The sequence below is a fragment of the Stenotrophomonas sp. LM091 genome, from assembly GCF_001806305.1.
Taxonomy (GTDB): Bacteria; Pseudomonadota; Gammaproteobacteria; order Xanthomonadales; family Xanthomonadaceae; genus Stenotrophomonas; species Stenotrophomonas bentonitica_A.
In genome coordinates this window covers 907,689-933,460 of the sequence record NZ_CP017483.1, presented here as the reverse complement: position 1 = coordinate 933,460, position 25,772 = coordinate 907,689, and the positions used below count along the sequence as shown (strand labels likewise).

Annotated in this window: 21 protein-coding genes and 1 tRNA gene; 14 read left to right on the top strand and 8 right to left on the bottom strand. The window is 67.7% G+C overall.

Annotated features, from left to right (window positions below; translation table 11 throughout):
• The first annotated feature begins 1 nt into the window (after position 1).
• From nadD to BIZ42_RS04145, 4 genes are all read left to right on the top strand, one after another.
• Positions 2 to 667 (top strand): nicotinate-nucleotide adenylyltransferase, encoded by a 666-nt coding sequence (nadD, locus tag BIZ42_RS04160; RefSeq protein WP_070425625.1) that lies wholly within the window; start codon positions 2 to 4, stop codon positions 665 to 667.
• A gap of 121 nt (positions 668 to 788) precedes the next feature.
• Positions 789 to 1,157, top strand: a complete 369-nt coding sequence (gene rsfS, locus BIZ42_RS04155; protein WP_087947504.1) for a ribosome silencing factor — start codon at positions 789 to 791, stop codon at positions 1,155 to 1,157.
• A gap of 84 nt (positions 1,158 to 1,241) precedes the next feature.
• Positions 1,242 to 1,712: a 23S rRNA (pseudouridine(1915)-N(3))-methyltransferase RlmH gene (rlmH, locus tag BIZ42_RS04150; protein WP_019183383.1), complete on the top strand. Its 471-nt coding sequence runs from the start codon at positions 1,242 to 1,244 to the stop codon at positions 1,710 to 1,712.
• Between the two features lie 57 nt (positions 1,713 to 1,769).
• A tRNA-Asn gene (locus BIZ42_RS04145) sits at positions 1,770 to 1,846 on the top strand.
• Positions 1,847 to 1,972: 126 nt separating this feature from the next.
• On the opposite strand, the gene BIZ42_RS04140 is transcribed toward BIZ42_RS04145, so the two are convergent.
• Together BIZ42_RS04140 and BIZ42_RS04135 are read right to left on the bottom strand one after the other, a co-directional pair.
• Complete coding sequence (locus BIZ42_RS04140) at positions 1,973 to 4,807, bottom strand: TonB-dependent receptor (protein WP_070425624.1); 2,835 nt, start codon at positions 4,805 to 4,807, stop codon at positions 1,973 to 1,975.
• Between the two features lie 358 nt (positions 4,808 to 5,165).
• On the bottom strand, positions 5,166 to 5,900 hold the full coding sequence (locus BIZ42_RS04135; protein ID WP_070427441.1) for an SIMPL domain-containing protein: 735 nt from the start codon (positions 5,898 to 5,900) through the stop codon (positions 5,166 to 5,168).
• 130 nt (positions 5,901 to 6,030) lie between these two features.
• Between BIZ42_RS04135 and BIZ42_RS04130 the strand changes: the two genes are divergently transcribed.
• From BIZ42_RS04130 to tldD, 4 genes are read left to right on the top strand one after another with little or no spacing between them, the layout of a single operon-like run.
• The gene (locus tag BIZ42_RS04130; RefSeq protein WP_070425623.1) at positions 6,031 to 6,612 is read left to right on the top strand and encodes a Maf-like protein; all 582 of its coding nucleotides are present in this window, start codon (positions 6,031 to 6,033) and stop codon (positions 6,610 to 6,612) included.
• Complete coding sequence (gene rng, locus BIZ42_RS04125) at positions 6,605 to 8,092, top strand: ribonuclease G (protein WP_019182611.1); 1,488 nt, start codon at positions 6,605 to 6,607, stop codon at positions 8,090 to 8,092. Before BIZ42_RS04130 ends, rng begins: the two co-directional genes overlap by 8 nt.
• Before the next feature lie 30 nt (positions 8,093 to 8,122).
• Entirely contained in the window at positions 8,123 to 11,983 is a 3,861-nt protein-coding gene (locus BIZ42_RS04120; protein WP_070425622.1) for a YhdP family protein, read from the top strand.
• A 54-nt stretch (positions 11,984 to 12,037) separates the two neighbouring features.
• The gene (tldD, locus tag BIZ42_RS04115) at positions 12,038 to 13,483 is read left to right on the top strand and encodes a metalloprotease TldD (protein ID WP_070425621.1); all 1,446 of its coding nucleotides are present in this window, start codon (positions 12,038 to 12,040) and stop codon (positions 13,481 to 13,483) included.
• 78 nt (positions 13,484 to 13,561) lie between these two features.
• On the opposite strand, the gene yjgA is transcribed toward tldD, so the two are convergent.
• On the bottom strand, positions 13,562 to 14,176 hold the full coding sequence (yjgA, locus tag BIZ42_RS04110) for a ribosome biogenesis factor YjgA (RefSeq protein WP_019182614.1): 615 nt from the start codon (positions 14,174 to 14,176) through the stop codon (positions 13,562 to 13,564).
• 68 nt (positions 14,177 to 14,244) lie between these two features.
• On the opposite strand from yjgA, the gene pmbA reads away from it, so the two are divergent.
• Together pmbA and BIZ42_RS04100 are read left to right on the top strand one after the other, a co-directional pair.
• Complete coding sequence (pmbA, locus tag BIZ42_RS04105; protein WP_070425620.1) at positions 14,245 to 15,612, top strand: metalloprotease PmbA; 1,368 nt, start codon at positions 14,245 to 14,247, stop codon at positions 15,610 to 15,612.
• Positions 15,613 to 15,690: 78 nt separating this feature from the next.
• Positions 15,691 to 16,068, top strand: a complete 378-nt coding sequence (locus BIZ42_RS04100; protein ID WP_019182616.1) for a DUF4870 domain-containing protein — start codon at positions 15,691 to 15,693, stop codon at positions 16,066 to 16,068.
• 102 nt (positions 16,069 to 16,170) lie between these two features.
• Here BIZ42_RS04100 and BIZ42_RS04095 read toward each other — a convergent pair whose 3' ends face one another.
• From BIZ42_RS04095 to BIZ42_RS04075, 5 genes are all read right to left on the bottom strand, one after another.
• Positions 16,171 to 17,049 (bottom strand): farnesyl diphosphate synthase, encoded by an 879-nt coding sequence (locus tag BIZ42_RS04095; RefSeq protein ID WP_019182617.1) that lies wholly within the window; start codon positions 17,047 to 17,049, stop codon positions 16,171 to 16,173.
• Complete coding sequence (locus BIZ42_RS04090) at positions 17,039 to 17,299, bottom strand: exodeoxyribonuclease VII small subunit (protein ID WP_019182618.1); 261 nt, start codon at positions 17,297 to 17,299, stop codon at positions 17,039 to 17,041. The genes BIZ42_RS04095 and BIZ42_RS04090 overlap by 11 nt, the downstream gene beginning before the upstream one ends.
• Before the next feature lie 36 nt (positions 17,300 to 17,335).
• On the bottom strand, positions 17,336 to 18,625 hold the full coding sequence (gene tilS / locus BIZ42_RS04085) for a tRNA lysidine(34) synthetase TilS (RefSeq protein WP_070425619.1): 1,290 nt from the start codon (positions 18,623 to 18,625) through the stop codon (positions 17,336 to 17,338).
• Between the two features lie 64 nt (positions 18,626 to 18,689).
• On the bottom strand, positions 18,690 to 19,298 hold the full coding sequence (locus tag BIZ42_RS19685; RefSeq protein ID WP_070425618.1) for a hypothetical protein: 609 nt from the start codon (positions 19,296 to 19,298) through the stop codon (positions 18,690 to 18,692).
• Positions 19,298 to 21,010, bottom strand: a complete 1,713-nt coding sequence (locus tag BIZ42_RS04075) for an alkaline phosphatase (protein WP_019182621.1) — start codon at positions 21,008 to 21,010, stop codon at positions 19,298 to 19,300. The genes BIZ42_RS19685 and BIZ42_RS04075 overlap by 1 nt, the downstream gene beginning before the upstream one ends.
• A gap of 149 nt (positions 21,011 to 21,159) precedes the next feature.
• Here BIZ42_RS04075 and BIZ42_RS04070 point away from each other — a divergent pair, with 149 nt between their 5' ends.
• From BIZ42_RS04070 to BIZ42_RS04055, 4 genes are all read left to right on the top strand, one after another.
• The gene (locus tag BIZ42_RS04070; RefSeq protein ID WP_019182622.1) at positions 21,160 to 22,488 is read left to right on the top strand and encodes a dicarboxylate/amino acid:cation symporter; all 1,329 of its coding nucleotides are present in this window, start codon (positions 21,160 to 21,162) and stop codon (positions 22,486 to 22,488) included.
• Positions 22,489 to 22,935: 447 nt separating this feature from the next.
• Positions 22,936 to 23,466, top strand: a complete 531-nt coding sequence (locus BIZ42_RS04065) for a hypothetical protein (protein WP_070425617.1) — start codon at positions 22,936 to 22,938, stop codon at positions 23,464 to 23,466.
• Positions 23,463 to 24,101, top strand: coding sequence for a hypothetical protein (locus BIZ42_RS04060; protein ID WP_046273258.1), 639 nt, complete (start codon positions 23,463 to 23,465; stop codon positions 24,099 to 24,101). Before BIZ42_RS04065 ends, BIZ42_RS04060 begins: the two co-directional genes overlap by 4 nt.
• Before the next feature lie 56 nt (positions 24,102 to 24,157).
• Positions 24,158 to 25,624: an adhesin gene (locus BIZ42_RS04055; protein ID WP_237393557.1), complete on the top strand. Its 1,467-nt coding sequence runs from the start codon at positions 24,158 to 24,160 to the stop codon at positions 25,622 to 25,624.
• The last annotated feature ends 148 nt before the right edge of the window (positions 25,625 to 25,772 follow it).

Here is a 25,772-nt window from a genome sequence, read left to right as displayed (position 1 = left end):
CATGGGGCTGCGCATCTATTACGGCGGGACCTTCGACCCGGTTCATCTGGGCCACCTGGCCATTGCCCGCGCCGCGCGCGACCAGCTGCAGGTGGCCGTGCGCCTGCTGCCGGCCGCCGATCCGCCGCACCGCGCCGCCCCTGGCGCCGATGCCGCGCAGCGGCTGGCCATGCTGGCCCTGGCCGTCGGCGACGAACCGGGCCTGCTGCTGGACCGGCACGAGCTGGACCGCGCCGAGCGCCAGCCCGGCGTACCGTCCTACACCGTGGATACCCTGCGCGAGCTGCGCGCCGAACTGGGCCCGCGCCAGCCCATCGCCTGGCTGGTGGGGGCCGACAGCCTGTTGGCCCTGCCCAGCTGGCACGAGTGGGGCGCGCTGTTCGAGCTGGCGCATTTCATCGTGGCCGACCGCCCGGGCAGCCCGCTGGCCGAGACGCTCGACCCGGTCCTGGCCAAGGCCCTGGAAGGACGCTGGGCCAGCCACGAGCGCGCGCTGTTCACCGCCCCGGCCGGGCGCCTGCTGCGTCTGCAGGCCCCGTTGCGCGAGGAATCGGCCACCGCCGTACGCGCGCAGATCCAGGCCGATGGTCCCTGGCAGGCGCTGCTGCCGGCGCCGGTGGCCGACTACATCCTCGGTCACCGCCTGTACGGCGCAACACCGTCGTGAATACGCGCGGCCCCGCCGCCCCGTATAATCGGCCCCACATTTATCGAGTTGACCCGCTTTGAGCAACCAAGCCCAGCCCCAGACCATCAAGGTCCAACTGCCCAATCCGGCGCCCTCCGTCATGCAGCTGCTCGAGTGCGTGCGCGGGGCCACCGAAGAACTGAAGGCCAAGGATCTCGTTGAGATCGACGTCATCGGCCGCTCCAGCGTCGCTGATTACATGGTGATCGCCTCGGGCACCTCCAGCCGTCACGTCAAGTCGATTGCCGATGAAGTGGTGAAGTTCGCCAAGAAGCTAGGTGTGATGCCGCTGGGCGTGGAAGGCGAGCGCGAAGCCGAATGGGTGCTGGTCGACCTGGGCGACGTGATCGTCCACGTGATGCTGCCGCGCGTGCGTGAGTTCTACGCGCTCGAGCGCCTGTGGACCGTGGGCGACCAGCCGCCGATCGAGCTGCTCGACGATGCGGACGACGACTACGACGCACGCTGATCGCAGCGTGCCCGGTCACGACAACGGCGCCGATGGCGCCGTTGTCTTTTGCGGCGCCGCCTGCGGTAGCTGCGGAGGACACCGATGAAAGCCAGGTTGATCGCCACCGGCGAGCGCGCGCCATCCTGGGTCGCGCAGGGGTTTGCCGAGTACCAGAAGCGGCTCTCGCACTGGCTGCCGTTCGAGCTGGTCGAGATCGAGCCCGGCCTGCGTGGCAAGGGCCGCGATGCGCGCCGCGCGACCGATGACGAAGGCAAGCGGGTGATCGCCGCGCTGCCGAAGAATGCCTATGTGGTCGCGCTCGATGTGCCGGGCCGCCAACTCAGTTCCGAGCAGCTGGCCCAGCGTCTGGAGCATTGGCGTGGGCAGGGCAGGGACCTGGCGTTCCTGATCGGCGGGCCGGAAGGCCACTCGGCCGAGGTGTCGGCGATGGCCGACGAGAAATGGTCGATCGGGCCGTTGACGCTGCCGCACATGCTGGTGCGCCTGGTCGTGGCCGAACAGCTGTACCGCGCTGCGGCCATGCTGGCCAATCATCCGTATCACCGTGCGTGAAATAGTTGTCGCCAGACGGGTTACATCTCGCGAAAAACGGGCTACAATGCGCACCCCGCCCGAATAGCTCAGCCGGTTAGAGCACTTGACTGTTAATCAGGGGGTCGTTGGTTCGAGTCCAACTTCGGGCGCCAAGATTTGAAAAAAAGCCTCGCAGCGATGCGGGGCTTTTTTTTGCCTGCGATGTGCGCAACTCGCGTGGCCGAGCAACAAAAAGCCCGGGCACTGCCCGGGCTCCTTGTTCCCCAAGTGCGGCTACCTCATTCGAAGGTGTACTTGGCACCGACGGTGAAGTAACGGCCGATCGCACCGCTGAAGTGCAGCGGGTTGTAGTTCACGCCACCGTAGGTGGTCGGATCCAGCGGAGCGATGCGGTCGAACAGGTTCTGCACCGATGCATTCAGTTCGAAGGCCTCGGTGATGTTCCAGCGACCGGACAGGTCGAAGGTGGTGAACGAGGAAATCTTGGTGACATCCGTGCCGTCGGCATAGGCGAACTGATACGAGCCGTCCGGACCGCGGAAGTCGGTGTTCTCCATCTTGGAGATGTAGTTGGCCACGCCGCTGACGCTCCACGGGCCCTGCTTCCAGGTGGTGCCGAAGTTGATGCGGTCCTTCGGGGTGCCGATGCAGTTGGTGACGTCGCAGTTGCCGTGGGTACCGGCATAGTCGACGGTCACGTCGGCATCGGTACGCTCGAACTTGAGCACGTGGCTCCACTGCAGGTCCATCTCCAGCTGGCCCGGACCGATGTCGAAGGTCTGGCGGATGTCGGTATCGATACCGCGCACGCGGGTCGATGCCGCATTGATGTACTGCGTATTGACCGCCAGGATGCTGCCGGTGCCCGGAACGCCATTGAGCAGGTTGTTGTCACGCAGCACATTGCCCGCGGCAATCGCTTCGGCCGTACTGCCCTGGGCGATTTCGTTGGTGCGCTTGATCTGCCACGCGTCGACCGTCATCGAGGTGCTGGAGGTCGGTTGCAGCACCAGACCCACCGAGTAGCTCTTGGACTCTTCCGGCTTCAGGTCGGCGTTGGGGCGGGTGATGATGGCGACCGGCAGTGCGCCGCAATCGTCATCGTTCGCGCCCGGGGCCGGGTTGCCGCCGGGGCAGCGCACGGGATCGGAAGCGTTGGAGAACGCGGCCAGGCCACCGTCGCCGTTCTCGGCCGGGTTGGGGGCACGGAAGCCTTCGGCATAGCTGCCGCGGACGGCGATCCAGTCGGCCGGGGTCCACTTGATCCCGACCTTCGGCGTCGCCTTGCCTTCGCCGCTCTCATACTTGTCGTAACGGACCGCGCCGGACAGTTCCAACTGCTCCAGCACCGGGGCGGACAGCTCGACATAGCCGGCGTACACGTTCTGTGTACCGTCGTAGGCCGAGTAGCCCAGGCCGATGATCTGGCCCTGGTCGGTGAAGGTCTGCGGGGTCAGGCTGTTGCTGGTCTTGCGCCATTCGGTACCCAGCGCCAGGCCCAGCGGGCCACCCTTGAGGTCGGCCAGGCTGCGCGACACGGTGAAGTCGAACATGTCCAGGCTGGACTTGGCGCGGGCGCTGATGTCCGGCGAGATGTAGTCATACAGGGCCTGCGAGTTCAGCCCCGCGTTGTCGCCGATGCGCCACACGCCTGCCGGGCAGGCCGGGTTGCCGAGCACGCAACGCACGGCGTCGTAGTTCAGGAAGCCGGTACGCTTGTTGACCAGGTCGGTGCCCGAATGCAGGTAGGCCGTGTCGTAGCTCCACTCGCCCCAGTTGCCCTTGACGCCCACCAGGAAGCGGTTGAACTCGTTGGTGTTCTCGGTCACACGCGGGCCGACATCCCAGGCCGAGTAGCGCAGGCGCGAGGCCTGGCCGGGGATCGGGTTGTCCGGGTGGGTCGGGCTGAGCACGGTGGCGCCATCGCCGCTGTTGGCGTTGACCGGGCCACCGGGATAGCCCCAGCCACCGGAAACGCCGGAGGGCGTGTTGCTGAAGGTGGTTTCCTTCTTGGAGTAGCCGATTTCGGTGTAGATCTCACCGCCCTCGCCGAAGGCGAAGCTGGCGCGACCAAATACGTTGACGTACTTCTCTTCCGGGGTCAGGTCACGGTACAGCTGGGCCGGATCCCACAGGCAGCCCTGCTGCTGGGCAGTGACATCGTTCTGGCCGGGGATGGTGGTCAAGCCGGCGCAGCCCGGCAGCGCGACGAGGAAGGCGGGGTCGTCATCCGTCACCGCACGGTCGTCGAACACCGAACCGTTCGGACCTACACCGCCACGGGTACCGCCGGAAAGCGCGGCGCCACCCAGGAACTGGGCGTTGTTGCCATAGCCCCACGGGCGGATATCACCGGTGCCGATCCACTTGCGGTTCTTGCGGTCGCTGATCTTGATCGCGTCGGTCTTGCCCACGTCCAGACTGAAGAACGCGTTCCAGCCATCGGTGGCCAGGTCGCCGGTGCCGGCGGTCAGGGTGGCCTTCCTGGCATCGCCGTCGCTGTCGCCGGACAGGCCGTAGGAGGCGCGCAGGATGGCGCCGTTGAAGTCGCTGCGCAGGATGATGTTGACCACGCCGGCGATGGCGTCCGAACCGTAGATCGCAGAAGCGCCGTCCTTCAGGACTTCAATGCGCTCGACCGCATCCAGCGGAATGGTGCTCAGGTCGGTGAAGACTTTCTGGCCGTCATCGGCCAGGCCGTAGGTCGCCATGCGGCGGCCGTTCAACAGCACCAGCGTGGAGCCGGCGCCCAGGCCGCGCAGCGAGATGCCGGCGCCACCGCCGGCAAACCCGTTGCCGAAGGTCTTGGGAATGGAGCCTGACCCGTCCGCGGTCAGGGTCTGCAGATACTCGGCGACCGTGGTCTTGCCGGTACGGTCGATTTCCTGGCGGGTGACCACCTGGACGGGGGAGGGGGTTTCGGTATTCGTGCGGGGGATGTTCGACCCGGTGACGGTGATCCGGTCAAGGTTGGTCGCCTGCTCCTGCGCGAACGCGGAGGACGACGCCATGGCCCCTACCAGCAGCAGCGCGCCGCTGGTCAGGATCGTGGAAATGGAATGGGCCAGGGTATTGCGGCGGCTGTCGTCGCGGCGTTGGGTCGGGTGTTTCACAGCTTCTCTCCTGACTGGGAAAACCTAGATGTCAATAAGTCGACACCAGAACGGTGGCAACGGCGCCAATCTAGGTTTCCGGCAGGTGACGCAAGTGTGAAAAATTGCTTAATTCGGGAACGATGGCGTGAGCACGTTGTATGAATGGGGAGAGCCCCGTCGCGGTGCTCTCCGGACGCACCAACGCGGCAACGAGAATTCCACCGGCACCCGGCCATCGGCCCCTGCGACCTGACCATCGACGATGGCGGTGCGCCGCGGACTGCAGTCGGGCTATGACCGCGGACAGCATGACGGCGCCCCAAGGCGCCGTCATCCCAGGCAGGAGCGGACCGTGGGTCCGCTCTGCTGCGACGTGTTACCGGCCCAGATCGAACACCACGTCCAGGTTGACCGACACGGTCGATTCGCCCGGCGACACCGGCGTGGAGACATCGGCCGCCATCGGCGCGGCCGCCGCACGCATCATCACCGGGCGGAAGTTGCCGCCACCGCTTTCGGAGATGCTCACGATCCGGCGCACGCGCAGGCCCAGCGACTTGGCATACGTTTCGGCGCGGGCCTGGGCCTTCTTCAGTGCGGCCAGGCGGGCTTCGTCGTAGACCGGCTCGGGCTGGTCGATCTCGAACTGCGGGCCGTTGATCTGGTTGGCGCCCTGCGCGGCCAGTGCATCAAGCACTTTGCCGAGCTTGGCGATGTCGCGCACCTTCAGGCTGACCGTGTTGCTGGCCTGGTAGCCGGTGATCTTCGGCGCCTCGTTGTCGGCGTAACGGTACTGCGGGCTCAGGTTGACGCCGCTGGTCTGCACATCGCGCTCGGCAATGCCGGCGGCCTTGATCGCGGCAAGTACCTTGGTCATCTGCTCGGCGTTCTGGCGCATGGCGGTGTTGCCGTCCACGGCCTGGGTGACGACACCGGCCGACAGCGTTGCCACGTCCGGCACGCGCCTGGCCTCGGCATTGGCCGAAATGTTGAGCAGGGTGCCGTCGGCCGGCACGGCGATGGCGGGCTGGGACTGGGCGTGGGCGGTCATCGAAGCTCCCAGGGCAAGGGACAGGGCGAGCAGCAACGGGGACAGGGACGGGCGGCGCATGTACATCTCCTTGTGAAGACGTTGAGGTTGGTGTCGGGGCGATGAACGCGTCGTGAGGTTTGATGGGGTTGATGACGATTGGAGGGTGTTGCTTGCGATTCAGACAGTAGCCTCAGGTTATGCTTCCTCGATGCTTTATCTCGCCTCTCGATCCCCCCGACGAAACGAACTGCTTGCGCGCCTGGACCGACCGTTCCGGGCGCTCGACCTTCACGTGCCCGAAGTCCGTGCGCCCGCCGAGTCGGCCGCCGATTACGTGCAGCGGGTCGCCGCCGACAAGGCGCGTGCCGGGCTGGCGCTGGTCGCCCATGACCCCGACGCGGTGGTGCTCGGCTCGGACACCGAGGTGGTGCTGGATGGGCGCGTGTTCGGCAAGCCGGTCGATGCCGACGATGCGCGCGCGATGCTGCGCGCGCTGGCCGGGCGCACCCACCAGGTGATGACCGCCGTGGCGCTGGTCGCCGCCGGCCGGGAGCAGGGCGTACTGGTGGTCTCGGAGGTGACGTTCGCGGCGATCGACGAGGACCGGATCGCCGCCTACGTGGCCACGGGCGAGCCGATGGACAAAGCCGGCGCCTATGCGATCCAGGGCGGCGCCGAACGATATATCCGCCACCTGGCGGGAAGCTATTCGGGTGTGATGGGTTTGCCCCTGCAACAGACCGAGCAGTTGCTGCAGGCGTTTGAACTGAAGGGAGTCGCCCATGTCTGAAGAAATCCTGGTCAATGTCACCCCGCGGGAAACCCGCGTCGCCGTCATCGAAAACGGCATGCTGCAGGAGCTGCATATCGAACGCGGCTGGCGCCGTGGCGTCGTCGGCAACATTTATAAAGGCAAGGTCCAGCGGGTGATGCCCGGCATGCAGGCGGCGTTCGTGGAGGTCGGGCTGGAGCGCGCCGCGTTCCTGCACGCCAACGACGTGATCCGCCCGGCCCCGGTGGCCAGCGCCGATACCGAAGGCACCACCCTGCCGCCGCCGTCCTCGGTGCCGATCGTGGAGTTGCTGCGCGACGGCCAGGACATCGTGGTGCAGGTGGTCAAGGATCCGATCGGGACCAAGGGGGCCCGGCTGACCACGCAGATCAGCATTCCCTCGCGCTACATGGTGCTGCTGCCGCAGTCCAAGGTGGTGGGCGTGTCGGCCCGGATCGAAGACGAGGCCGAGCGCGCGCGCCTGAAGACCCTGGTGACTGAACTGTCGGCCCAGCACGGCGGTTATGGCTATATCGTGCGCACCAACGCCGAAGGCCAGCCGGCCGAAGCGATCGCCGAGGACGTGGCCTACCTGTCGCGGGTCTGGAACGTGGTCGAGCGCCGTGGCCGCGATGCCGCCCCGTGCAGCGTGATCTATGAAGACCTGAGCCTGCCGCTGCGCTCGGTGCGCGACCTGATCCGCAAGGACGTGGACAAGGTCAAGGTCGACTCCAAGGAGACCTTCAACCAGTTGCAGGCATTCGTGGCCAAGTACATGCCGGTGCTGGCCGAGAAGCTGGAGCTGTACAGCGGCGATCGCCCGATCTTCGACATGTTCGGGGTCGAGGACGAGATCGGCCGGGCGCTGGACAAGCAGGTGCCGCTCAAGTCCGGTGGCTATCTGGTGATCGACCAGACCGAGGCGATGACCACCATCGACGTGAACACCGGTTCGTTCCTGGGCCAGCGCAATCTCGAAGAGACGGTGTTCCGCACCAATCTTGAAGCGGCGCAGGCCGTGGCGCGCCAACTGCGGCTGCGCAACCTGGGCGGCATCATCATCATCGACTTCATCGACATGGATGACGCCGAGCATCGCCGCCAGGTGCTGCGCACGCTGGAGAAGGCGCTGGCCCGCGACCATGCCAAGACCACCGTCTATGACTTCTCGCCGCTGGGCCTGGTCGAGATGACGCGCAAGCGCACCGTGGAAAGCCTGGAGCGCCAGCTCTCCGAGCCGTGCCCGGAGTGCAGCGGGCGGGGGTCGATCAAGACCGCCGAGACGGTGACCTATGAGATCTTCCGCGAGATCACCCGGGCGGTGCGCCAGTTCGATGCGGCCCGCCTGCTGGTGATCGCCTCCTCGAAGGTGGTCGCGCGCATCACCGACGAGGAATCCTCGGCGGTGGCCGAACTGGAGGAGTTCCTGGGCAAGAGCATCCGCTTCCAGGCGGACGAGCAGTACCTGCAGGAGCAGTTCGATGTCGTGCTGCTCTGACCGCGGCCGGTCCGGCGTTCCCAGGTTCCGATGAGCACACCGCTGCGCCTGCGCCTGCGCCGGATCCGCCGCCATGCCGTGTATGCGGTGGCGGTCCTGCTCGTGGGCGTGGCCCTGCTGGTCGGCACCGCCAGCCAGCTGCTGCCGCTGGCCGAGCGCCATCCGGAGAGGGTGGCGGCATGGCTGAGCGCGCGTGCCGGCCAGCCGGTGCGTTTCGATGCGCTGGATACCGCCTGGACCCGGCGTGGGCCGCTGCTGCAGCTCAAAGGGCTGCGGATCGGTGAAGGGCAGGGCCTGCGCATCGGCGAGGCCGAGGTGCTGGTGTCGATGTATGCCGGGCTGCTGCCGGGTCACTCGTTGACCGAGCTGCGCCTGCGTGGCCTGGCGCTGGTGCTGCAGCGCGCCGATGACGGCCGCTGGTCGGTGCAAGGGCTGCCGCAGTCGGCTGCGGGTGACCCGCTGGAAACACTGCGCCGCTTGGGCGAGCTGCAGGTGATCGGCGGGCGGCTGCGGGTCGATGCGCCCTCGCTGGGCGTGAACGCATCGCTGCCGCGGATCGACCTTCGCCTGCGCGTCAACGGCCAGCGCCTTCGCGTGGGCGCGCGTGCCTGGGCCGATCCTGCCGCCCAGCCGCTTACAGCGGTGCTGGAGTTCGAGCGCAAGCGCGGCGATGGGCAGGCGTGGCTGTCGGCCGATCCAGCCGATTTCCGTGCGTGGTCCTCGCTGCTGCAGTTCGGCGGCATCGGTCTGCAGCAGGGCACCGGTGAATTCAATGCATGGGTGGATCTGCGCGACCACCGGGTGGTGATGGTCACCACGGATGCGGACCTGCAGAACGTGCAGGTCCGCGGCGTGAAGCTTGCAGACGGCACCCACCCGCAGCTGGCGCTGGACACGCTGGAGTTGCGCGCGCGCTGGCGCTGGGTGCACGGTGGCTGGCGCGCCGATGCGCCGCGCCTGCGGATCGGCATGGAAGGCAGCACCCAGCAACTGGATGGGCTGCTGCTGGCCGGCGGGCAGCATTTCGCGCTGGCCGGCGACAACATCGATGCCACCGCGCTGCTGCGCGGCCTGGCGCTGACCGACAGGATCGATCCCGGCCTGCGCGAGTGGCTGCATGACGCCTCGCCGCAGGTGCGGATGACCCGCGTGCGGGTGGCGGGCGAACAGGGCGGCCCGTTGTCGGTCGAAGGCGACCTGGAAGACATCCGTTTTGCCGCGGTCGGGCATTCGCCAGGGCTCAGCGGCGTGGGTGGCCGCTTCGATGGCGACGCCGATGGCTTCACCTTGGAGCTGCAGCCGCAGCGGGTCATGCAGTTTGATTGGCCCAGCGGCTTCGGCGAGCGCCACGACGTGCGCCTGGCTGGCCGCCTGGTCGGCTGGCGCGATGAAGCCGGCGGATGGCGCATCGGCACCCCGGCCCTGCGCGTGCAGGGCACCGATTACGCGGCCGATGTACGCGGCGGGATCTGGTTCCAGAACAACGGCACGCGCCCGTGGCTGGAGCTGGCGGCCAAGATCGACGATGTACCGATGACCGCCGCCAAACGCTTCTGGATCCATTCCAAGATGAGCAAGGCCGCCACCGATTGGCTGGACGCCGCGCTGGTCTCCGGGCAGGTGCGCGGCGGCGTGGGCCTGGTGACCGGTGATCTGGAAGACTGGCCCTTCGACAAGAACAATGGCCGCTTCGAAGCGACCGGACATATCGACGCTGGCAGCATCCGTTTCCAGCACGACTGGCCGGCGATGAACAAGGTCGATGCGGACATCGCCTTCATTGGTCCGGGCTTCGAACTGCATGGCAAGGGCGACCTGGCGGGCGTGGCGGTGGACCACTTCGACGCCGGCATCCCGGATTTCGGCGTGACCGATCTGTACGTCAAGGCGACCAGCCGCAGCGATGCCGGTGCACTGCTGGCCATGCTCAAGCAGAGCCCGCTGCAGGCCACCTACGGCGAGACCCTGGACAACCTGACCGCGAAGGGACCGGCTGCGGTCACCTTCGATCTGCTGCAGCCGCTGCACCACGACGAAGGGGGCGGCCACCTGCAGGGCACGGTCGATCTCAACGGTGCGACGCTCACCGAGAAGCGTTTCGACCTGGTCTTCGAGAACATGCGCGGCCAGGCCCGTTACGGCCATGGCGGCTTCGATGCGGAACAGCTTGCCGTGCGGCATCAAGGCCAGGACGGGCTGCTCAGCCTGCGCGCCGGCGAGTTCGTGCGCGACCCGCAGCAGGCCTTTGAATCCGAGTTGACCGCTTCGCTGGCGGCGGGTGCGCTGCTGGACCGCGCGCCGGAATTGAACTGGCTCAAGCCCTATATCCAAGGCACCTCGCGCTGGACCATCGGGGTGACCCTGCCCAAGGTCGCCGCCGGCAGCAAGGTCGAGCCGCCGACCGTCCTCAAGCTGCATTCGGACCTGGTCGGCACCACGCTGGAGCTGCCCGCGCCGCTGGACAAACCGGCCGCCACGCCGCTGGCCACGGCCGTGACCGCGCAGCTGCCGATGGGCAGTGGCCGCGTGGACGTGGCGTTCGGCCAGCGCCTGGCGCTGGCTGCCCGCACCCATGACAACCAGACCGGCGTACAGGTCACGCTCGGCAGTGACCATGTGGATCGGGATCCCCCCGCCAGCGGGCTGGTGGTCAACGGCCGCAGCGGTTCATTGGATGCGCTGGAATGGATCGGCCTGGCCCGTTCGCCCGAGGGGGGCGATGACAAGGACCCGATGCCGCTGCGCCATGTGGATGTGCAGGTCGGCCAGCTGTTGCTGGCCGGTGGGGTGTTCGAGCAGACCCGGCTGCAGCTGCGTCCGACCGGCAACAGCGTGGACGTGCGCCTGGATGGCCCCTCGCTGGCGGGCAGCCTGAGCGTGCCCAATGCCGATGGCGGCACCATCGTCGGCAAGCTCAGCCGCGTCCACTGGCAATCGCTGCCCACGCCGGTCAAGGCGCCCAGTGATGGCGCCCCGATCCTGCTGCCGCCGGACGTGGCGTTGCCTGCACGGGTCCAGGCCAGTGCCAATGACACCAACCCGGCCAAGGTGCCGCCGCTGTCGCTGGATATCGAGGACCTGCAGTTCGGCAAGGCCAGGCTCGGCCAGGCGGTGCTGCGCACCCGCCCGATGGGCAACGGCCTGAGCGTGGACCAGCTGCAGTTCCGCGCGCCCAAGCAGGAGATCGACGTCGATGGCCGCTGGATGGGCATGGGCGCGGCCGCGCGCAGCCAGTTCAACGTGCAGGTCAGGAGCGAGGACCTGGGCGGGCTGATGCAGAACCTGGATTACGGCGGCCAGCTGCGTGGCGGGCAGGGCCAGCTGAGCATGACTGCCGGGTGGCAGGGGGGGCCGTCGGATTTCCAGCTGGGCGCGCTGCAGGGCCAGCTCGACGTGCATGCCCGCAACGGCCAGCTGCTGGAGCTGGAGCCGGGCGCCGGTCGCGTGCTCGGGCTGCTGAGCGTGGCCCAGCTGCCGCGCCGGTTGATGTTCGATTTCCGCGATTTCTTCTCCAAGGGCTTCGCCTTCAACCAGGTCGAAGGCAGCGTGGCCTTCGGCGACGGCATGGCCACCACCGACAAGGTGCTGATCGAAGGCCCGGCGGCGAACATCACCATCCGCGGCCAGGCCGATCTGCGCCAGCAGCGCTTTGACCAGACCATCGACGTCAACCCGCGTGCGGGCAACCTGCTGACCGTCGTTGGCGCGGTGGCCGGCGGCCCGGTGGGCGCCGCGGTAGGCGCGGCGGCCAACGCGGTGCTGTCCAAGCCGCTGGGCGAGATCGGCGCCAAGACCTACCGCGTGACCGGCCCCTGGGCCGAACCCAAGGTCGAGGTGATCGACCGCGACACCGCGCCCAGGCCGGCGCCGGCCGCACCCCCGGCGCGCTGACCCCTTTCCCGCGCCCGGGTTGCGATTGCGCCCGGCGCCCATAGATCAAAGAGCATGAACAACAACGCACTTTCGCTGGCCACCGACCGTCTGCTGCTGCCCGCCGGGCTGGATGCGGGCGGTCTGGAACGCACGTTCGGCACCCTGCTGGGGCCGGGCATCGATTTCGGGGATCTCTATTTCCAGCACGCGCGCCGCGAGAGCTGGAGCGTGGAGGATGGCATCGTCAAGGACGGTGCGCATTCGATCGAACAGGGCGTGGGCGTGCGCGCCATCGCCGGTGAAAAGACCGGTTTCGCCTATTCCGATGACATCCACAGCGATGCGCTGCTGGCCGCCGCCCAGTCGGCCCGCGCGATTTCGCGCGAGGGCGGGGCGCAGTCGGCCCGCTCGCTGGTGCGTGGCAGCGGCCGCGCGCTGTACCCGGCGCTGGACCCCATCGATGGCATGGGCAACGAGGCCAAGGTCGAGATGCTCAAGCGCCTGGACCGCTACCTGCGCGCCGCCGACCCGCGCGTGCAGCAGGTGATGGTCAGCCTCTCCGGGGGCGTGGACACGGTGCTGATCGCGCGCAGCGATGGCGTGCTTGCCGCCGACATCCGCCCGCTGGTGCGGTTGAACGTGCAGGTGATCGTCGAGCAGCATGGCCGTCGCGAATCCGGTTACTCCGGCGGCGGCGGCCGCTACAGCTATGAAGAACTGTTCGCCGAGGGGCGCCCGGAGGGCTTCGCCCGCGAGGCGCTGCGCCAGGCACTGGTGAACCTGGAGGCGATCCCGGCCCCGGCCGGCGTGATGACCGTGGTGCTCGGCCCGGGCTGGCCCGGCGTGCTGCTGCACGAAGCGGTCGGCCACGGCCTGGAAGGCGACTTCAACCGCAAGGGCACCAGCGTCTACGCCGGCCGGATCGGCGAGCGCGTGGCCGCGCCGGGCGTGACCATCGTCGACGACGGCACCCTGGACGGGCGCCGCGGCTCGTTGAACATCGATGACGAAGGCCACCCGACCCAGTGCACCACGCTGATCGAAGACGGCATCCTGGTCGGCTACATGCAGGATTCGCTCAACGCGCGCCTGATGGGCGTGGCGCCGACCGGCAACGGCCGCCGTGAGTCGTTCGCGCACATGACCATGCCGCGCATGACCAACACCTACATGCGCGCCGGCCAGCACGATCCGGAAGAGATGATCCGCTCGGTCAAGCGTGGCCTGTACGCGGTCAACTTCGGTGGCGGCCAGGTCGACATCACCAGCGGCAAGTACGTGTTCTCGGCCACCGAGGCCTACCTGATCGAAGACGGAAACATCACCGCGCCGGTGAAGGGCGCGACCCTGATCGGCAATGGCCCGGAAACCATGCAGAAAGTGCGCATGATCGGCAACGATCTGGCCCTGGACGAAGGCGTGGGCATCTGCGGCAAGGATGGCCAGAGCGTGCCGGTCGGCGTGGGCCAGCCGTCCCTGCTGATCGATGGCATCACCGTGGGCGGCACCCAGGCCTGAGCCGGGATGCGTGCCCTCGTGCTGCCCGACGACGCGGCCGCCAGCCTGGTGCTGGCGGTGCCGCGTGAGCGCCGGGGCTCAGTCCTCGGCGTTCTCGTCGCCGTCGGTATCGGTATCGACCGCGTCGTCCAGGTCATCGTCGGACGAGGCGTTCACGCCCTCCAGGCCGAGCGCGGCCGGCAGCAGCAGCGTACGCAGCACCTGGAAGATCTCTCGGTAGGCGCGCGGCGGCTTGTTCTTGGCCTTCTCTGCCTGGGCGTTGCGCACCAGCGTGCGCAGCTCCTGGCGGTCGGCATGCGGGTACTCATCCAGCAGCGCACCCAGCGCCTTGTCGCCGTCCTTGAGCAGGCGCTCGCGCCAGTCTTCCACGCGGTGCATGGTGGCCACTTCACGGCGCGAGGTCTCGCTGTTGGCATCCAGCGCGTTGCGGATCGCATCCAGCACGGCGTCGTCTTCGCGGCGCATGTGCTTGGCCAGGAACGCCAGCTGGCGCTTGTGGGCGATATGAGCGGTGATGCGCTTGGCCTCGGCGATGTGCGGCAGCAGGTCTTCGGGCACCGGCAGGCGCGCCAGCTGGGCCGGGGTCAGCGAGACCAGCTTCTCGCCCAGGGCCAGCACGTCCAGCGCAGCCCGGCGGTTCTGGCTGCGGCTGATATCAAGGAATTCACCGGTTTCTTCGTCGCGTCCGCGCATCGTCTTATTTCCACATCCGTAAACTGTGCCGGCGTCGCGCCGGGCACTCACCTGTACAGGATAAAGCATTGAACGTGATCTCCCCTGAAGTCTCCCCGGCCGACGACAGCCTGCAGCGCCTGGAGCAGCTGGCTGACATCTCCCAACGCCTGCTGGAGCGGGCCAAAGCCCTGGGCGCCACCCAGGCCGAGGTCAGCTGCAGCGATGAGCGCGGGCTGGATGTGAACGTGCGCCTGGGCGAGGTCGAAACGGTCGAGTCCACCCGTGACCGCGGCATCGCCGTGACCGTCTACTTCGGCCAGCGCAAGGGCAGTGCCAGTACCGCCGACCTGCGCGAGAGCAGCCTGGAGTCGACCGTGGCCCAGGCCTGCGCGATCGCCCGTCACACCGAGGACGACGAAGCCGCCGGGCTGGCCGAAGCGGCGCTGATGGCCCGCCAGTTCCCGGATCTGGACGGCTGGCACCCCTGGGAGCTCAGCGCCGATGCGGCGCTGGACCTGGCGCTGGCCTGCGAAGCGGCCGGGCGTGAGGCCGACACCCGCATCAGCAACTCTGACGGTGCCTCCGCCGCGACCGCGCAGAGCCTGTCGGTGTATGCCAACTCGCACGGCTTCATCGGCCGCGAGCGCAGCAGCCACCACTCGATCGGCTGCGCGCTGATCGCCGGGCAGGGCGATGGCATGCAGCGCGATGGCTGGTACAGCAGCGCCCTGGCCCGGGAAGACCTGGATGATGCCGCCTCGATCGGCCGCCGCGCCGCCGAGCGCACCGTCGCCCGCCTGGAGCCGCGCTCGATGACCACCGCGCAGATGCCGGTGCTGTATTCGCCGGAGGTGGCCCGCTCGCTGATCGGGCATCTGCTCGGCGCCGTCTCCGGCGGGGCGCTGTACCGCCGCGCCAGCTTCCTGCTCGACAGCGTTGGCACCCGGCTGTTCCCGGCGTGGTTCGGCATTGAAGAACTGCCGCTGCTGCGCCGCGGGCTGCGTTCGGCCGCCTTCGACGGCGATGGCGTGGCCACGCGCAATTCGGCGCTGATCCGCGATGGCGTGCTGGAGCGTTACATCCTGGGCAGCTATTCGGCGCGCAAGCTGGGCCTGCCGACCACCGCCAACGCCGGTGGCGTGCACAACCTCAAGGTCACCGCCAACGCGGACGATCTGGTCTCGATCGCCCGGCAGATGGGCAATGGCCTGCTGGTCACCGAACTGATGGGGCAGGGCGTCAACAGCGTGACCGGTGATTACTCGCGCGGCGCCGGCGGGTTCCGCGTGGAGAACGGCGAGATCAGCTACCCGGTGGACGGCATCACCATCGCCGGCAACCTCAAAGAGATGTTCGCCAGCATCGAAGCGGTGGGTGCCGACATCGACACCCGCTCGCACGTGCACACCGGTTCGATCCTTGTAGGACGAATGACCGTTGCCGGTAACGATTGACGTATTCTATTGGGGCTGCCCTGGCAGGCGGGGAGCCTGCCGCGTGCAATACCCATTACCTCGAACAAGGAGTTTCACGTGAGCGATTTCGACAACGTCACCACCCCGCCGCCGCCGGTGAGCGCCCCGGCACCGGCCGATCAGCGCACCATGGCGCTGGTGGCCCACCTGCTGGGCATCTTCACCTGGTTCCTCGGCCCGCTGATCATCTGGCTGATCAACAAGGACGACAGCAGCAAGCGCTTCGTCACCGACCAGGCCAAGGAAGCGCTGAACTTCCAGATCACCATCACCATCGCGATGCTGATCTGCATCGTGCTGACCATCGTCATCATCGGTGGCCTGCTGGCGCCGATCGTCGGCCTGCTCAACGTGATCTTCTGCATCATCGCAGCGGTCAAGGCCAACAACGGCGAAGCCTACCGTTATCCGTTCGCCCTGCGCCTGATCAAGTAATCGATCCGCAGCGCTGGAACGAAAAACGCCCGGGATTCCCGGGCGTTTTTCTGTGTCCTGGCGTTGTGCAACCACGCCATGCGTGGCTGCCGGCACGGTCGCTCAATGATCCCGCTCGACCGCCAGTTTCGCCAGCGCACGCAGTGCATCTGCCGGCTCGCCATATCCGGCCAGGCCATCGAACATCTGCTCGCTCAGCGTGCGCAGATGCGCCTTCGCCCCGTCCATGCCGAGCAGTGCCGGGAAGGTCGACTTGGCCTGTGCCTCGTCCTTGCCGGCGGTCTTGCCGAGCTGTTCGGAACTGGCTTCGACATCGAGGATGTCATCGCGCACCTGGAACGCCAGACCGAGCGCCGAGGCGACCGTATCCAGCGTTGCCAGATCGGCGGCGGGTGCCTGGCCACACAGCGCGCCCATGCGCACCGCCGCGCGGATCAGTGCGCCGGTCTTGAGCGCGTGCATGCGCTCAAGATCCTGCAGCGGCTGTTGATGACCGGTGGCGTCGATATCCAGCGCCTGGCCGCCACACATGCCGGCGGCACCGGAGGCGTGGGCCAGCGTCTGCAGGCAGGCCACGCGCAGTGACGCGGGCAGCGGCGCATCGGCGATCAGGCCGAACGCGCGCGTCTGCAGGGCATCACCGGCGAGGATCGCGGTGGCTTCATCAAAGGCGATGTGCGTGGTCGGGCGGCCGCGACGCAGGGCGTCATCGTCCATCGCCGGCAGATCGTCATGCACCAGCGAATACGCGTGGATCAGCTCCACCGCCATCGCCGGCGCGTCCAGTGCGTTCTCGTCGGCGCCGAAAATTCGGCCGCTTGCATACACGAGCAGCGGGCGCATGCGCTTGCCGCCCCCGAGCACCGCATAGCGCATCGCCTGGTGCAGTCCACGCGGGGCATCGGACGGGGAGGGCAGGCTGGCGTCGAGCTGGCTTTCGATCCGGTCGCGCCAACGCGCGAACGTGGCCTCAACCGTCATGGCTGGGCGGGTCGAATGGCACCGCGGTGTCGGGCTGGGCTGGATCGCTGAGCAGGCGCACGCGCAGTTCGGCCTGTTCCAGCGCCTGCTGGCACTGGCGGTACAGGCCGACGCCACGTTCGTAGGCGCTGAGCGATTGTTCCAGGCTCATTTCGCCGGTTTCCATCTTCTCCACCAGCTGCTCCAGCTCTTCCAGCGACTGCTCGAAGTGGGCGACCGGGGAGGTTTCATTGGGGGACTTCTTTGCCATGTGCCAAGTGTGGGCTGCTGGCCGGGCGGGGTCAATTCAGGCCGCGCCGGGTGTCCACTGCAACTGCGCGTGATGGGCCAGCAGCCACGGTTGCAGGGCGGCACCGATGACCCGGTCACCGGCGGCCAGCAATGTGTCCTCGTCGAACAGCAGCGGCAGCTGGCGACGCTGCCACGGCGGCAGGCCCTGCTGCTGCAGCAGGTCCTTGAGCGCATGGGAATGCGTGCGCCCGGGCAGCTGGATGCGCTCGCCGCCGCGGCGTGCGCGGATCTGCACCGGGCTGTCGAAACCGGCGTCCGTGCCAAGCAGGCGCAGCTCGCCACCATCTGGCAATGCCAGCGGCGCGCGGCCATCCCAGTGCACGCTCCAGTCGGCCGGCAAGGCCAGGCTGGCCGAGAGCAGGTGCAGTTGCCCGCGCCAGCGGCGGATGCGTGCCCCCTGCCAGGCGAACTGCGCATCGGCGTGGTGGGCAGCCGGGAGCAGCTCGCGTTCGACCGCCTCCACGCCCGCGGCCGGCAGCGGCGGCAGGCCACTGCCGCGCACCCAGTGCCGCAGCAACCGGGCGCGGCGCTCGAGCGGCTGGCGCAGCAGCCGCGCACAGTCGATCACGCCGGGGCCGACGCTGCAGCGTTCCAATGCGTCGCGGTCGGCACTGTCGAGCAGGTGCTGGGACTGCGCGCACAAGGCGGCACTCCGGGCGAATGCCGCATCGGCCTGCGGCCAGCGCTGGCGCAGTTGCGGCAGCACGTGCAGCCGCAGGAAGTTGCGATCGGCGTCATCGCTGGCATTGCTGGGATCTTCGATCCACTCCAGCCCCTCGGCCTGCGCATGTGCGCGCAACGCACTGCGCGGAACCTCCAGCAAGGGCCGCCACACGGTGCCGGCGCCAAACGCGCTGGTGACCTGCATGGAGGCCAACCCATCCACGCCGGAGCCGCGCAGCGCACGCATCAGGAAGGTCTCGGCCTGGTCATCGCGGTGATGGGCCAGGGCCAGGTGTTCACCAGGCAGCAGCTGCGAAGCGAACGCCTCACGGCGCGCATGCCGCGCGGCGGCTTCCAGGCCTTGTCCCTGGTGACGCGGCACCTGCACGCGGATCACCCGCAGCGGGATGTTCCAGCGCGCACAGAGCTGCGTGCAGTGCACGGTCCAGGCGTCAGCCTGTTCCTGCAGGCCGTGATGGATATGCACGGCGCGCAGGCCGGCCGTCCGCTGTGCCGGCGAGGTGGCCAGCCAATGCAGCAGGACGGTGGAATCGAGGCCACCGCTGAAGCCGACCAGCACAGGGCGGACGACAGAGGGCGGTGGCGGCAGCAGGGAGGTCATGGGAAGTGCGATCTCAGGCAGACCGGCAGTATCGGGGCTGCGTGGCGACGTTGCCACGCGGGAATCACGGTGTGCCGGCATCCATCGCCGGGCGCCCCTGCCGATCGATGCGATACCAGGTGCCGCCAACCATCGCGATGTGGCCGTGGTCGTCCGGCGTGCCCGGACGGCAGCCTTCGCAGACGCGGGCCACCCCGTCATCAAAGGCCCAGCCAAAATCGAACGTGCCCGGAAAGGCTTGGCGCAGCTGGGTATCGAAGTAACCGATGCGCTGCCCGACACGCCCACGGACCAACCCCTCCACAACGTAGTCCGGGCCGTTGTCGAAGGTGATCACCGGCAACTGACGACCATCGGCACGGACGTAGTGGAATCCACCGCCGGCGTAGACCGCTGCCAGCCCGTCCTGATCGTAGGACAGCGACGCCAGGGACGCCGCGTCGAGTTCCAGATGCCCATCGAGCCACTGGCAACCGGGCAGCGGTTGCAGCCCATCCTCTTGGGTCAGGGCGGCGCAGCTGGTGCCGGTGCCGGTGTCGGTGCCGGTGTCGGTGTCGGTGCCGGTGCCGGTGCCGGCGGCCAAGGCCAACGGCGATGCGAACAGACCGGCCACCAGCAGCAGGGGCCGCGCGAGGCGGCCCCTGTTCGCTGCATTGCGAAGCAGTCGATGCATTACTTGCTGTCGCCCGCCTGGCGCTCGAACGCGGTCGGCTTGGGCAGCTCGACCGGCACGCCCCTGGCATCGCAGGTGCCGGCTTCGCACAGGCGCTGGCGCAGGCGCGGGGTGGCCTGCACGATCATGTGGTAGATCGCGTTCTGCTCCATCGTGCCGCGGACCGCCTTGCTGCCCGGGCCACGTGCCCAGATGCCGACGTCTTCGCCGCCATGCGATTCGCTCTTGGCCGGGACCAGCGCTTCCTGCATGTAATCGGGATGCTCGGTATCCACCGCGGTCAGGTCCGGCCGACCCGTGGTCGGATCGAAGCTGCTCGGGTTGTGCGGGTAGCGCTTCGGGCCGACCGGCTGCTGGTTGGTGGCACCGGTGTAGCCCGGGCCGTTGGCGTAGGTCAGCGTGGTGTACGGCAGGCCGAGGCCGTCGCGGGCCAGGTCCAGCTTGCCGGCACCGTCTTCGCCCCCCTTGTCCTTGACCTTGCCCAGGATCGGGTTGCCACGGGCCGGGTAACCAACGAAGTTCAGTGTGTGGGAGTGATCGGCGGTGACGATGATCAACGTGTCCTGGTCGGAAGTCGCCTCGACCGCGGCGCGCACCGCATCGGACAGCGCCACCGTATCGGTCAGCGCCCGGTAGGCGTTGCCGCTGTGGTTGGCGTGATCGATGCGCGCGCCCTCGATCATCAGCACATAGCCTTCCTGATGGCGCGACAGATTGGCGATCGCCGCCTTGGTCAGCTCGGCCAGGCTCGGCTCACCGGCCGGGTCGTCCTTGCGCTCGGCTTCGTAGCGCATGTGGTCCGGCTCGAACAGGCCCAGGATGGCCGGCGCATTGGCCGCCGCCTGCAGCTGCCTGGCGTTCCACACGTACGCGCCCTGCGGGTGCGCCTGCTGCCATTCGGTCACCAGGCTGCGCCCGTCCAGGCGCTGGCCGACCTTGTCGTCGTACTCGGGATCGCGCTCTTCCACCGTGGTGAACTCACCGCGGCCGCCGCCGAGGGCGACCAGCGGGCCGCGCCCGAAGCGCGAGGTCGACAGCAGCTGCTGGGCGATGTCACGGCAGCCGGCCGCCTTGGCCTCTTCCGGCACATCGGTGTCGTTCTCCCAGTTGCGCTCCGGCGAGTGCGCGTAGGTCGCTGCCGGGGTGGCATGGGTCAGGCGGGCGGTGGAGACCACGCCGGTCGCCATGCCGGCACTGTCGGCCAGCTGCAGCCAGGTCAGCAGGCCCTTGTCGAGGCTGTCGGCGCAGTCATTGCGGGTGCCCGCGCTGACGCCGATCGCGCCCATGTGGGTCTTCACGCCGGTGGTGATCGCGGTCATGGTGCCCGCCGAATCCGGCGTCTGCGAATCGGTGTTGTAGGTCTTGCTGAACGCCGTCGCAGGGAAGCGCTCCCAGGACAGCAGGTTCTCCTCGCCCGGGTGCCCGTTGCGCTGCCCCTCGAAGATGCGCGCTGCCGCCACCGTGGTCAGGCTCATGCCGTCGCCCAGGAACAGGATGACGTTCTTGGCCTTGCCGTCCATCGCACCGGTGCTGGCCGCCCGTGCCGCGCCGCTGCGGTACCACCACTGCGGCGTCTCCCCGGCAGGGTGGGCAATGGCCGGCACATCGACCTGGACCGCGCCGGCAGAGGCGCTGGAGGAGGGAGCGGTACTGGCGCAGGCGCCGAGCAGCAGGGTGGTGACGGCAGCCACCAGGGGCGTGAAACGGAACATGGATGAATGAATCTCACATGTGAAACGGGCGTTCATTATGCAGAACGCCGCAAGGCACGCCGATGACACGCTGATTTTCCGTCCACGCCTCGTTCCGCGGCCCGGCTTGGGCTAAGGTGCCTAGCTGTCAAATCATCTCTGGAACGCACATGAAGCTGGTCTCTGCCTGGCTGCGGATCCCCTTCTGGCAACGGGTCCTCGGCGGCTTCGTGCTGGGCGCACTGGCCGGCTGGCTGCTCGGTCCGGCGGCCGAAACCTGGTTCGGCCCCCTCGGCGATCTCTACGTTACCCTGATCAAGATGATCGCGGTGCCGCTGGTGTTCTTCGCCGTGATCAACGCCATTTCCTCGCTGCACGGGCAGAAGTCCGTGGCGGCACTCGGCGGGCGCACCTTCCTGTGGTTCATCATCACCGCGGCCCTGGCCGTGTGCGTGGGGCTGGGCGTGGGCACCCTCATGCAGCCGGGCAGCGGCGCGCTCAGCCTGAGCATGGACCACAGCTACACCCCGCGCGAAGTACCCAGCGTGATCAAGGTGCTGATGGATGTCGTGCCCTCCAACGTGTTCTACGCGTTGACCGGCATCGGCACCCGCGTCAACGCGGCCGGTGAAACCGTCCTGGCCGCCGGCCGCGGCTCGATCCTGCCGGTGATCTTCTTCGCCGGCCTGCTCGGCTTCGCCATGGTCAAGCTGGGCGACAAGGTCAGCGAAGCACGCAAGCTGACCGGCCAGATGAGCGACATCATGATCCAGGTGACGCGCTTCGTGCTGGAGATCACCCCGCTGGGCACCTTCGGCCTGATCGCCGGCCTGGTCGGCAGCTATGGCTTCGAGAAACTGCTGCCGCTCGGCAACTTCGTCCTGGCCCTGTACATCGCCTGCGCGCTGCACATCGTGGTGGTCTACGGCAGCCTCCTGCTCATGCACGGCCTGAATCCGCTGAAATTCTTCCGCGGCGCCGCCCCCGGCATGCAGGTGGCCTTCGTCAGCTCCTCCAGCTTCGCGGCCATGCCGGCCGCGATGCGCTCGATCACCCACAACCTCGGCGTCAACAAGGACTACGCCTCCTTCGCCGTTCCCCTGGGTGCCAGCATCAAGATGGACGGCTGCGGCGCGATCTATCCCGCCCTGTGCGCCGTCTTCATCGCCCAGTACACCGGCGTTCCGCTCACCCCCGAGCAGTACATCGTCGTGCTGATCGCCTCGGTCCTGGGCAGCTTCGGCACCGCCGGCGTCCCCGGCACCGCGGTGGTCATGGCCACCGTCGTGCTGAGCGCGGCCAACCTGCCACTGGAAACCATCGGCTACCTCTACGCGATCGACCGCATCCTGGACATGATGCGCACCATGACCAACGTGACCGGCCAGATGCTGGTCCCGGTGATCGTTGCCAAGGAAACCGGCCTGCTCGACCGCGCGGTCTACGACAACCCATCCACCAACCTGGGTGTGGACGAAGGCGAAGAACGAACGTCCTGATGCAGGCACGAACGCAGCACCCAAAGACCGGCGAGAGCCGGTCTTTTTTTCCGCTTTGGGTGTCCGCGAGCGTCACGCCCCGAAGCGACCGGCAGGCCCGCACCGGGGGACATTCGCCGACAAGCGTAGCGAGGCCCAGCGCTCGACACACCGGCCGCCCCCGCCAGTGAACAGTTGAAGCGTTGCGCGCGCCAGGCAACCACCCTGAATCCGCACCGTAAACCCCTGTATCACCCGGTGTAACACCCGTGATACACCCGCACCGCGTCTACCTGTCAGCAACGCGTGATCACCGCACCGACCCATTCATTCGCCCAAATGCCAACGCCCCTGTAACAGCAATGTTGCGCGCCATTAACCCCAACCGCACGAAAGCCCAGCAAACACGGGCGTACAGAACTTGGCACGAATGCTGCTCCCCCCCTCCGCATGTCATCGGAGGTCGCCATGGACAGCGTTGCCGCACACCGCACACGACACATCACCCTGTGGCTGCTCGCCGCTGCACTCGCCGTGCCGGCCGCCGCCAACGCCTCCGGCGCACGCCAGGGCGTCAAGGCCCAGCCCGGCGAAATCGTCCTCCTGCGTGACGTCTCCGCACGACCGGCCTATCGCCCCGCACCTCCGGGCATGGCCCTCATCGCAGACCCCTCGCCGCGCCGCGAAATCGGCCACGCCCTCGGCACCTCCACCGGCATGGATGAACTCAGCGACGACGATTACGCCTCGCTCGGCTCCAACACCGGCGCCGGCATTCCGCGCAACGCCACCACCATCGAGCGCGTCACCGGGCATACCGTCAACGGCACGCTCGGCAAGGTCACCGACAGCGGCATGCTGTCCAGCGGCCAGTTCAGCAACACCATCGGCGGCCCCATGGGCGCGGTCGGCAACGCGACCCGCGGCATAGGCGACCAGGTGCGCGGCGCGCTCGCCCAGTTCCCGCTCGGCCAGCCTGCGGGCGGGCCCGGCAAATGAACACCGTGCTGCGCACCGCACTGCTCACGGGCCTGATGCTCGCGCCGTTGGCCGCGCATGCCCAGCAGGGCAACGACTACGCCGCGATGCTGTCCTATCTCAACCAGAGCCGCATCGACGGCCGCACCCTGGCCGGCGCCGATGGCGCCATGACCGTCAACATGGCCGCCGGTGATCTCAACCAGCAGGCCAACCTGATGGGCATCGCCAACGGCCGCAACGCCCACATCAACGTCGATGCGCGCCAGCAGCAGTCCAACAACCTCAGCATCAGCGACACCGCCATGGACGCCAGCGCAACGATCGGCGGCCAGGCACTGAACGGCGCCAGCGGCGTCGCATCGATCAACCAGGCCAGCGGCAATGGCAACGCGACGCTCAACGTCGTCACCGCCACGCTGGCGCAACAGGGCATACGCGAAACGAACGACGAGGCCTTGGCCGCGTCGGGCGCGCTCGCGTCAGCAGGGGGGCAGGGGGCCGTCAACAGCGGTCGGTCGGCCGGAACTCGCAGGGTGGCGGTCGAAGCCTCCGCACTGCAGGGATTCGACGGCGTCCTGCAACTCAATCAGATCGCGGGATCCGGCAACGCCACCGCAAACCAACTGAGCATTTCGGTGCAGTCCACCCCGTGAGTAGTCACATCCACCCGATTGTCTGTGATGAGAGAGAGGGCACCATGAACACCAACATGAAACGGACCGTACTGGCCATCGCCGTCGCCGCTGCATCCGCCTCCGCCGGCGCCAATGGCTGGGGCAATGACCGCGACAACCAGAACCAGAGCGCCAACATCAACCACCTGCACAACGTGGCTGAAACGCGCACCAACACCAACACCGATACCAACACCGAAACCAATACCACCACCAACACCGATACCGATTCGCGCACCTGGAACCGGACCTGGAACAACACCCGCAACAACAACAGCACCACCAACACCACCATCAACGACAACGTGACGAGCAACACCAGCGTCACCAGCAACCGCAACGTGACCAGCAACCGCAACGTCACCGAGAACGTCAACAAGAACAGCAACATCCAGGCTGACGAGCGCCAGGAAAAGAACAACCACGGCGTCGACGTCAACATTGAAAAGGACCTGCGCCTGAGCTCGGACATCAGCTTCTCGGGTGATCCGGAAATCACCGGCTCGATCGACATTGATTCGGCCGCCATCGCCGTCATCGACAACCGCCAGTCGGTCACCAACAATCTGGCCGGCAACAGCCTGGTGACCAACAGCGCCTCGATCGCCGACGACGTCGGTGCCGATGCCTCCGGCAACCTGGGCTTCAACGTTGCTGCCGGTGACAACAACGCGCAGGACAACGCCGCCTCGCTGTCCGCCGCCGATGCCTCCTTCAGCTTCGGCATGGCCGATGCGGAAGTCTTCGTCAACCAGTTCGGCGGTGGCAACACCACGATCAACTCCGGCGTGACCAACGCTGCGGGCCTGGGTGGCAATGCCTTCAGCGGTGCGTCCGGCAACATCGGCGCCAACGTCGCTTCCGGCAACAACAACGAGCAGAAGAACGCGCTCGCCGCATCGGTCGCCACCAGCGCCTATGCGACCTCGAGCATCAGCTCCAACCAGGTGTCCTCCGGCAACACCGTCAGCAACGCCGGCTACCTGCAGTCGATGACCGACACCGTGGACGTGAACCTGAGCGGTCGCGTCGCCGGCGCCACGTTGGCAGTGGGGGCGGGCCGTTACAGCGGCACGGGTAGTGCCTACCAGAAAGACAACTACTACCTGGACAGCTGGAGCGGCGCGCTGGATCACCCGAGCGGCAGCGCGAACGGCCACATCGATCTGGATAGCGATATCCAGAATGCCACCGCCAACCCGAATCGTCCGGGCGTGGGCGGCATTGCCTTCGATACCGATGAGCGCGGCACCAGCCAGTTCGTCGAACTGGGCGTGGCCGATCTCTACGCGAGCCTGAGCGGCACCGTCTCCACCACCCGCTGGGTGAACGTGGATGCGACCAACACCGCGGCGTTGTCCGGCAGTGCGTTCTCCGGCGCCTCCGGCAACATCGGGGTGAACGTGGCCTCCGGTACCGGCAACCTGCAGGCCAACAGCCTGGCCCTGGCGGTTGCGCAGCCCTCCACCGGCGGCGGTGGCGGCGGCGGTCCGGAACAGTAAGAAGGTTGTCCGTTTTCGCAGGCAGTACGCGTTGAGCGCAACAAACCCGGTCATCCGCCAATGACCGGGCTCCCCGGGAGCCCCTGTCCCTTCTCCCCCTTGGGGCAGGGGCTCCTTCCTGAGCCGGAGTAGACCATGTCCACACGTA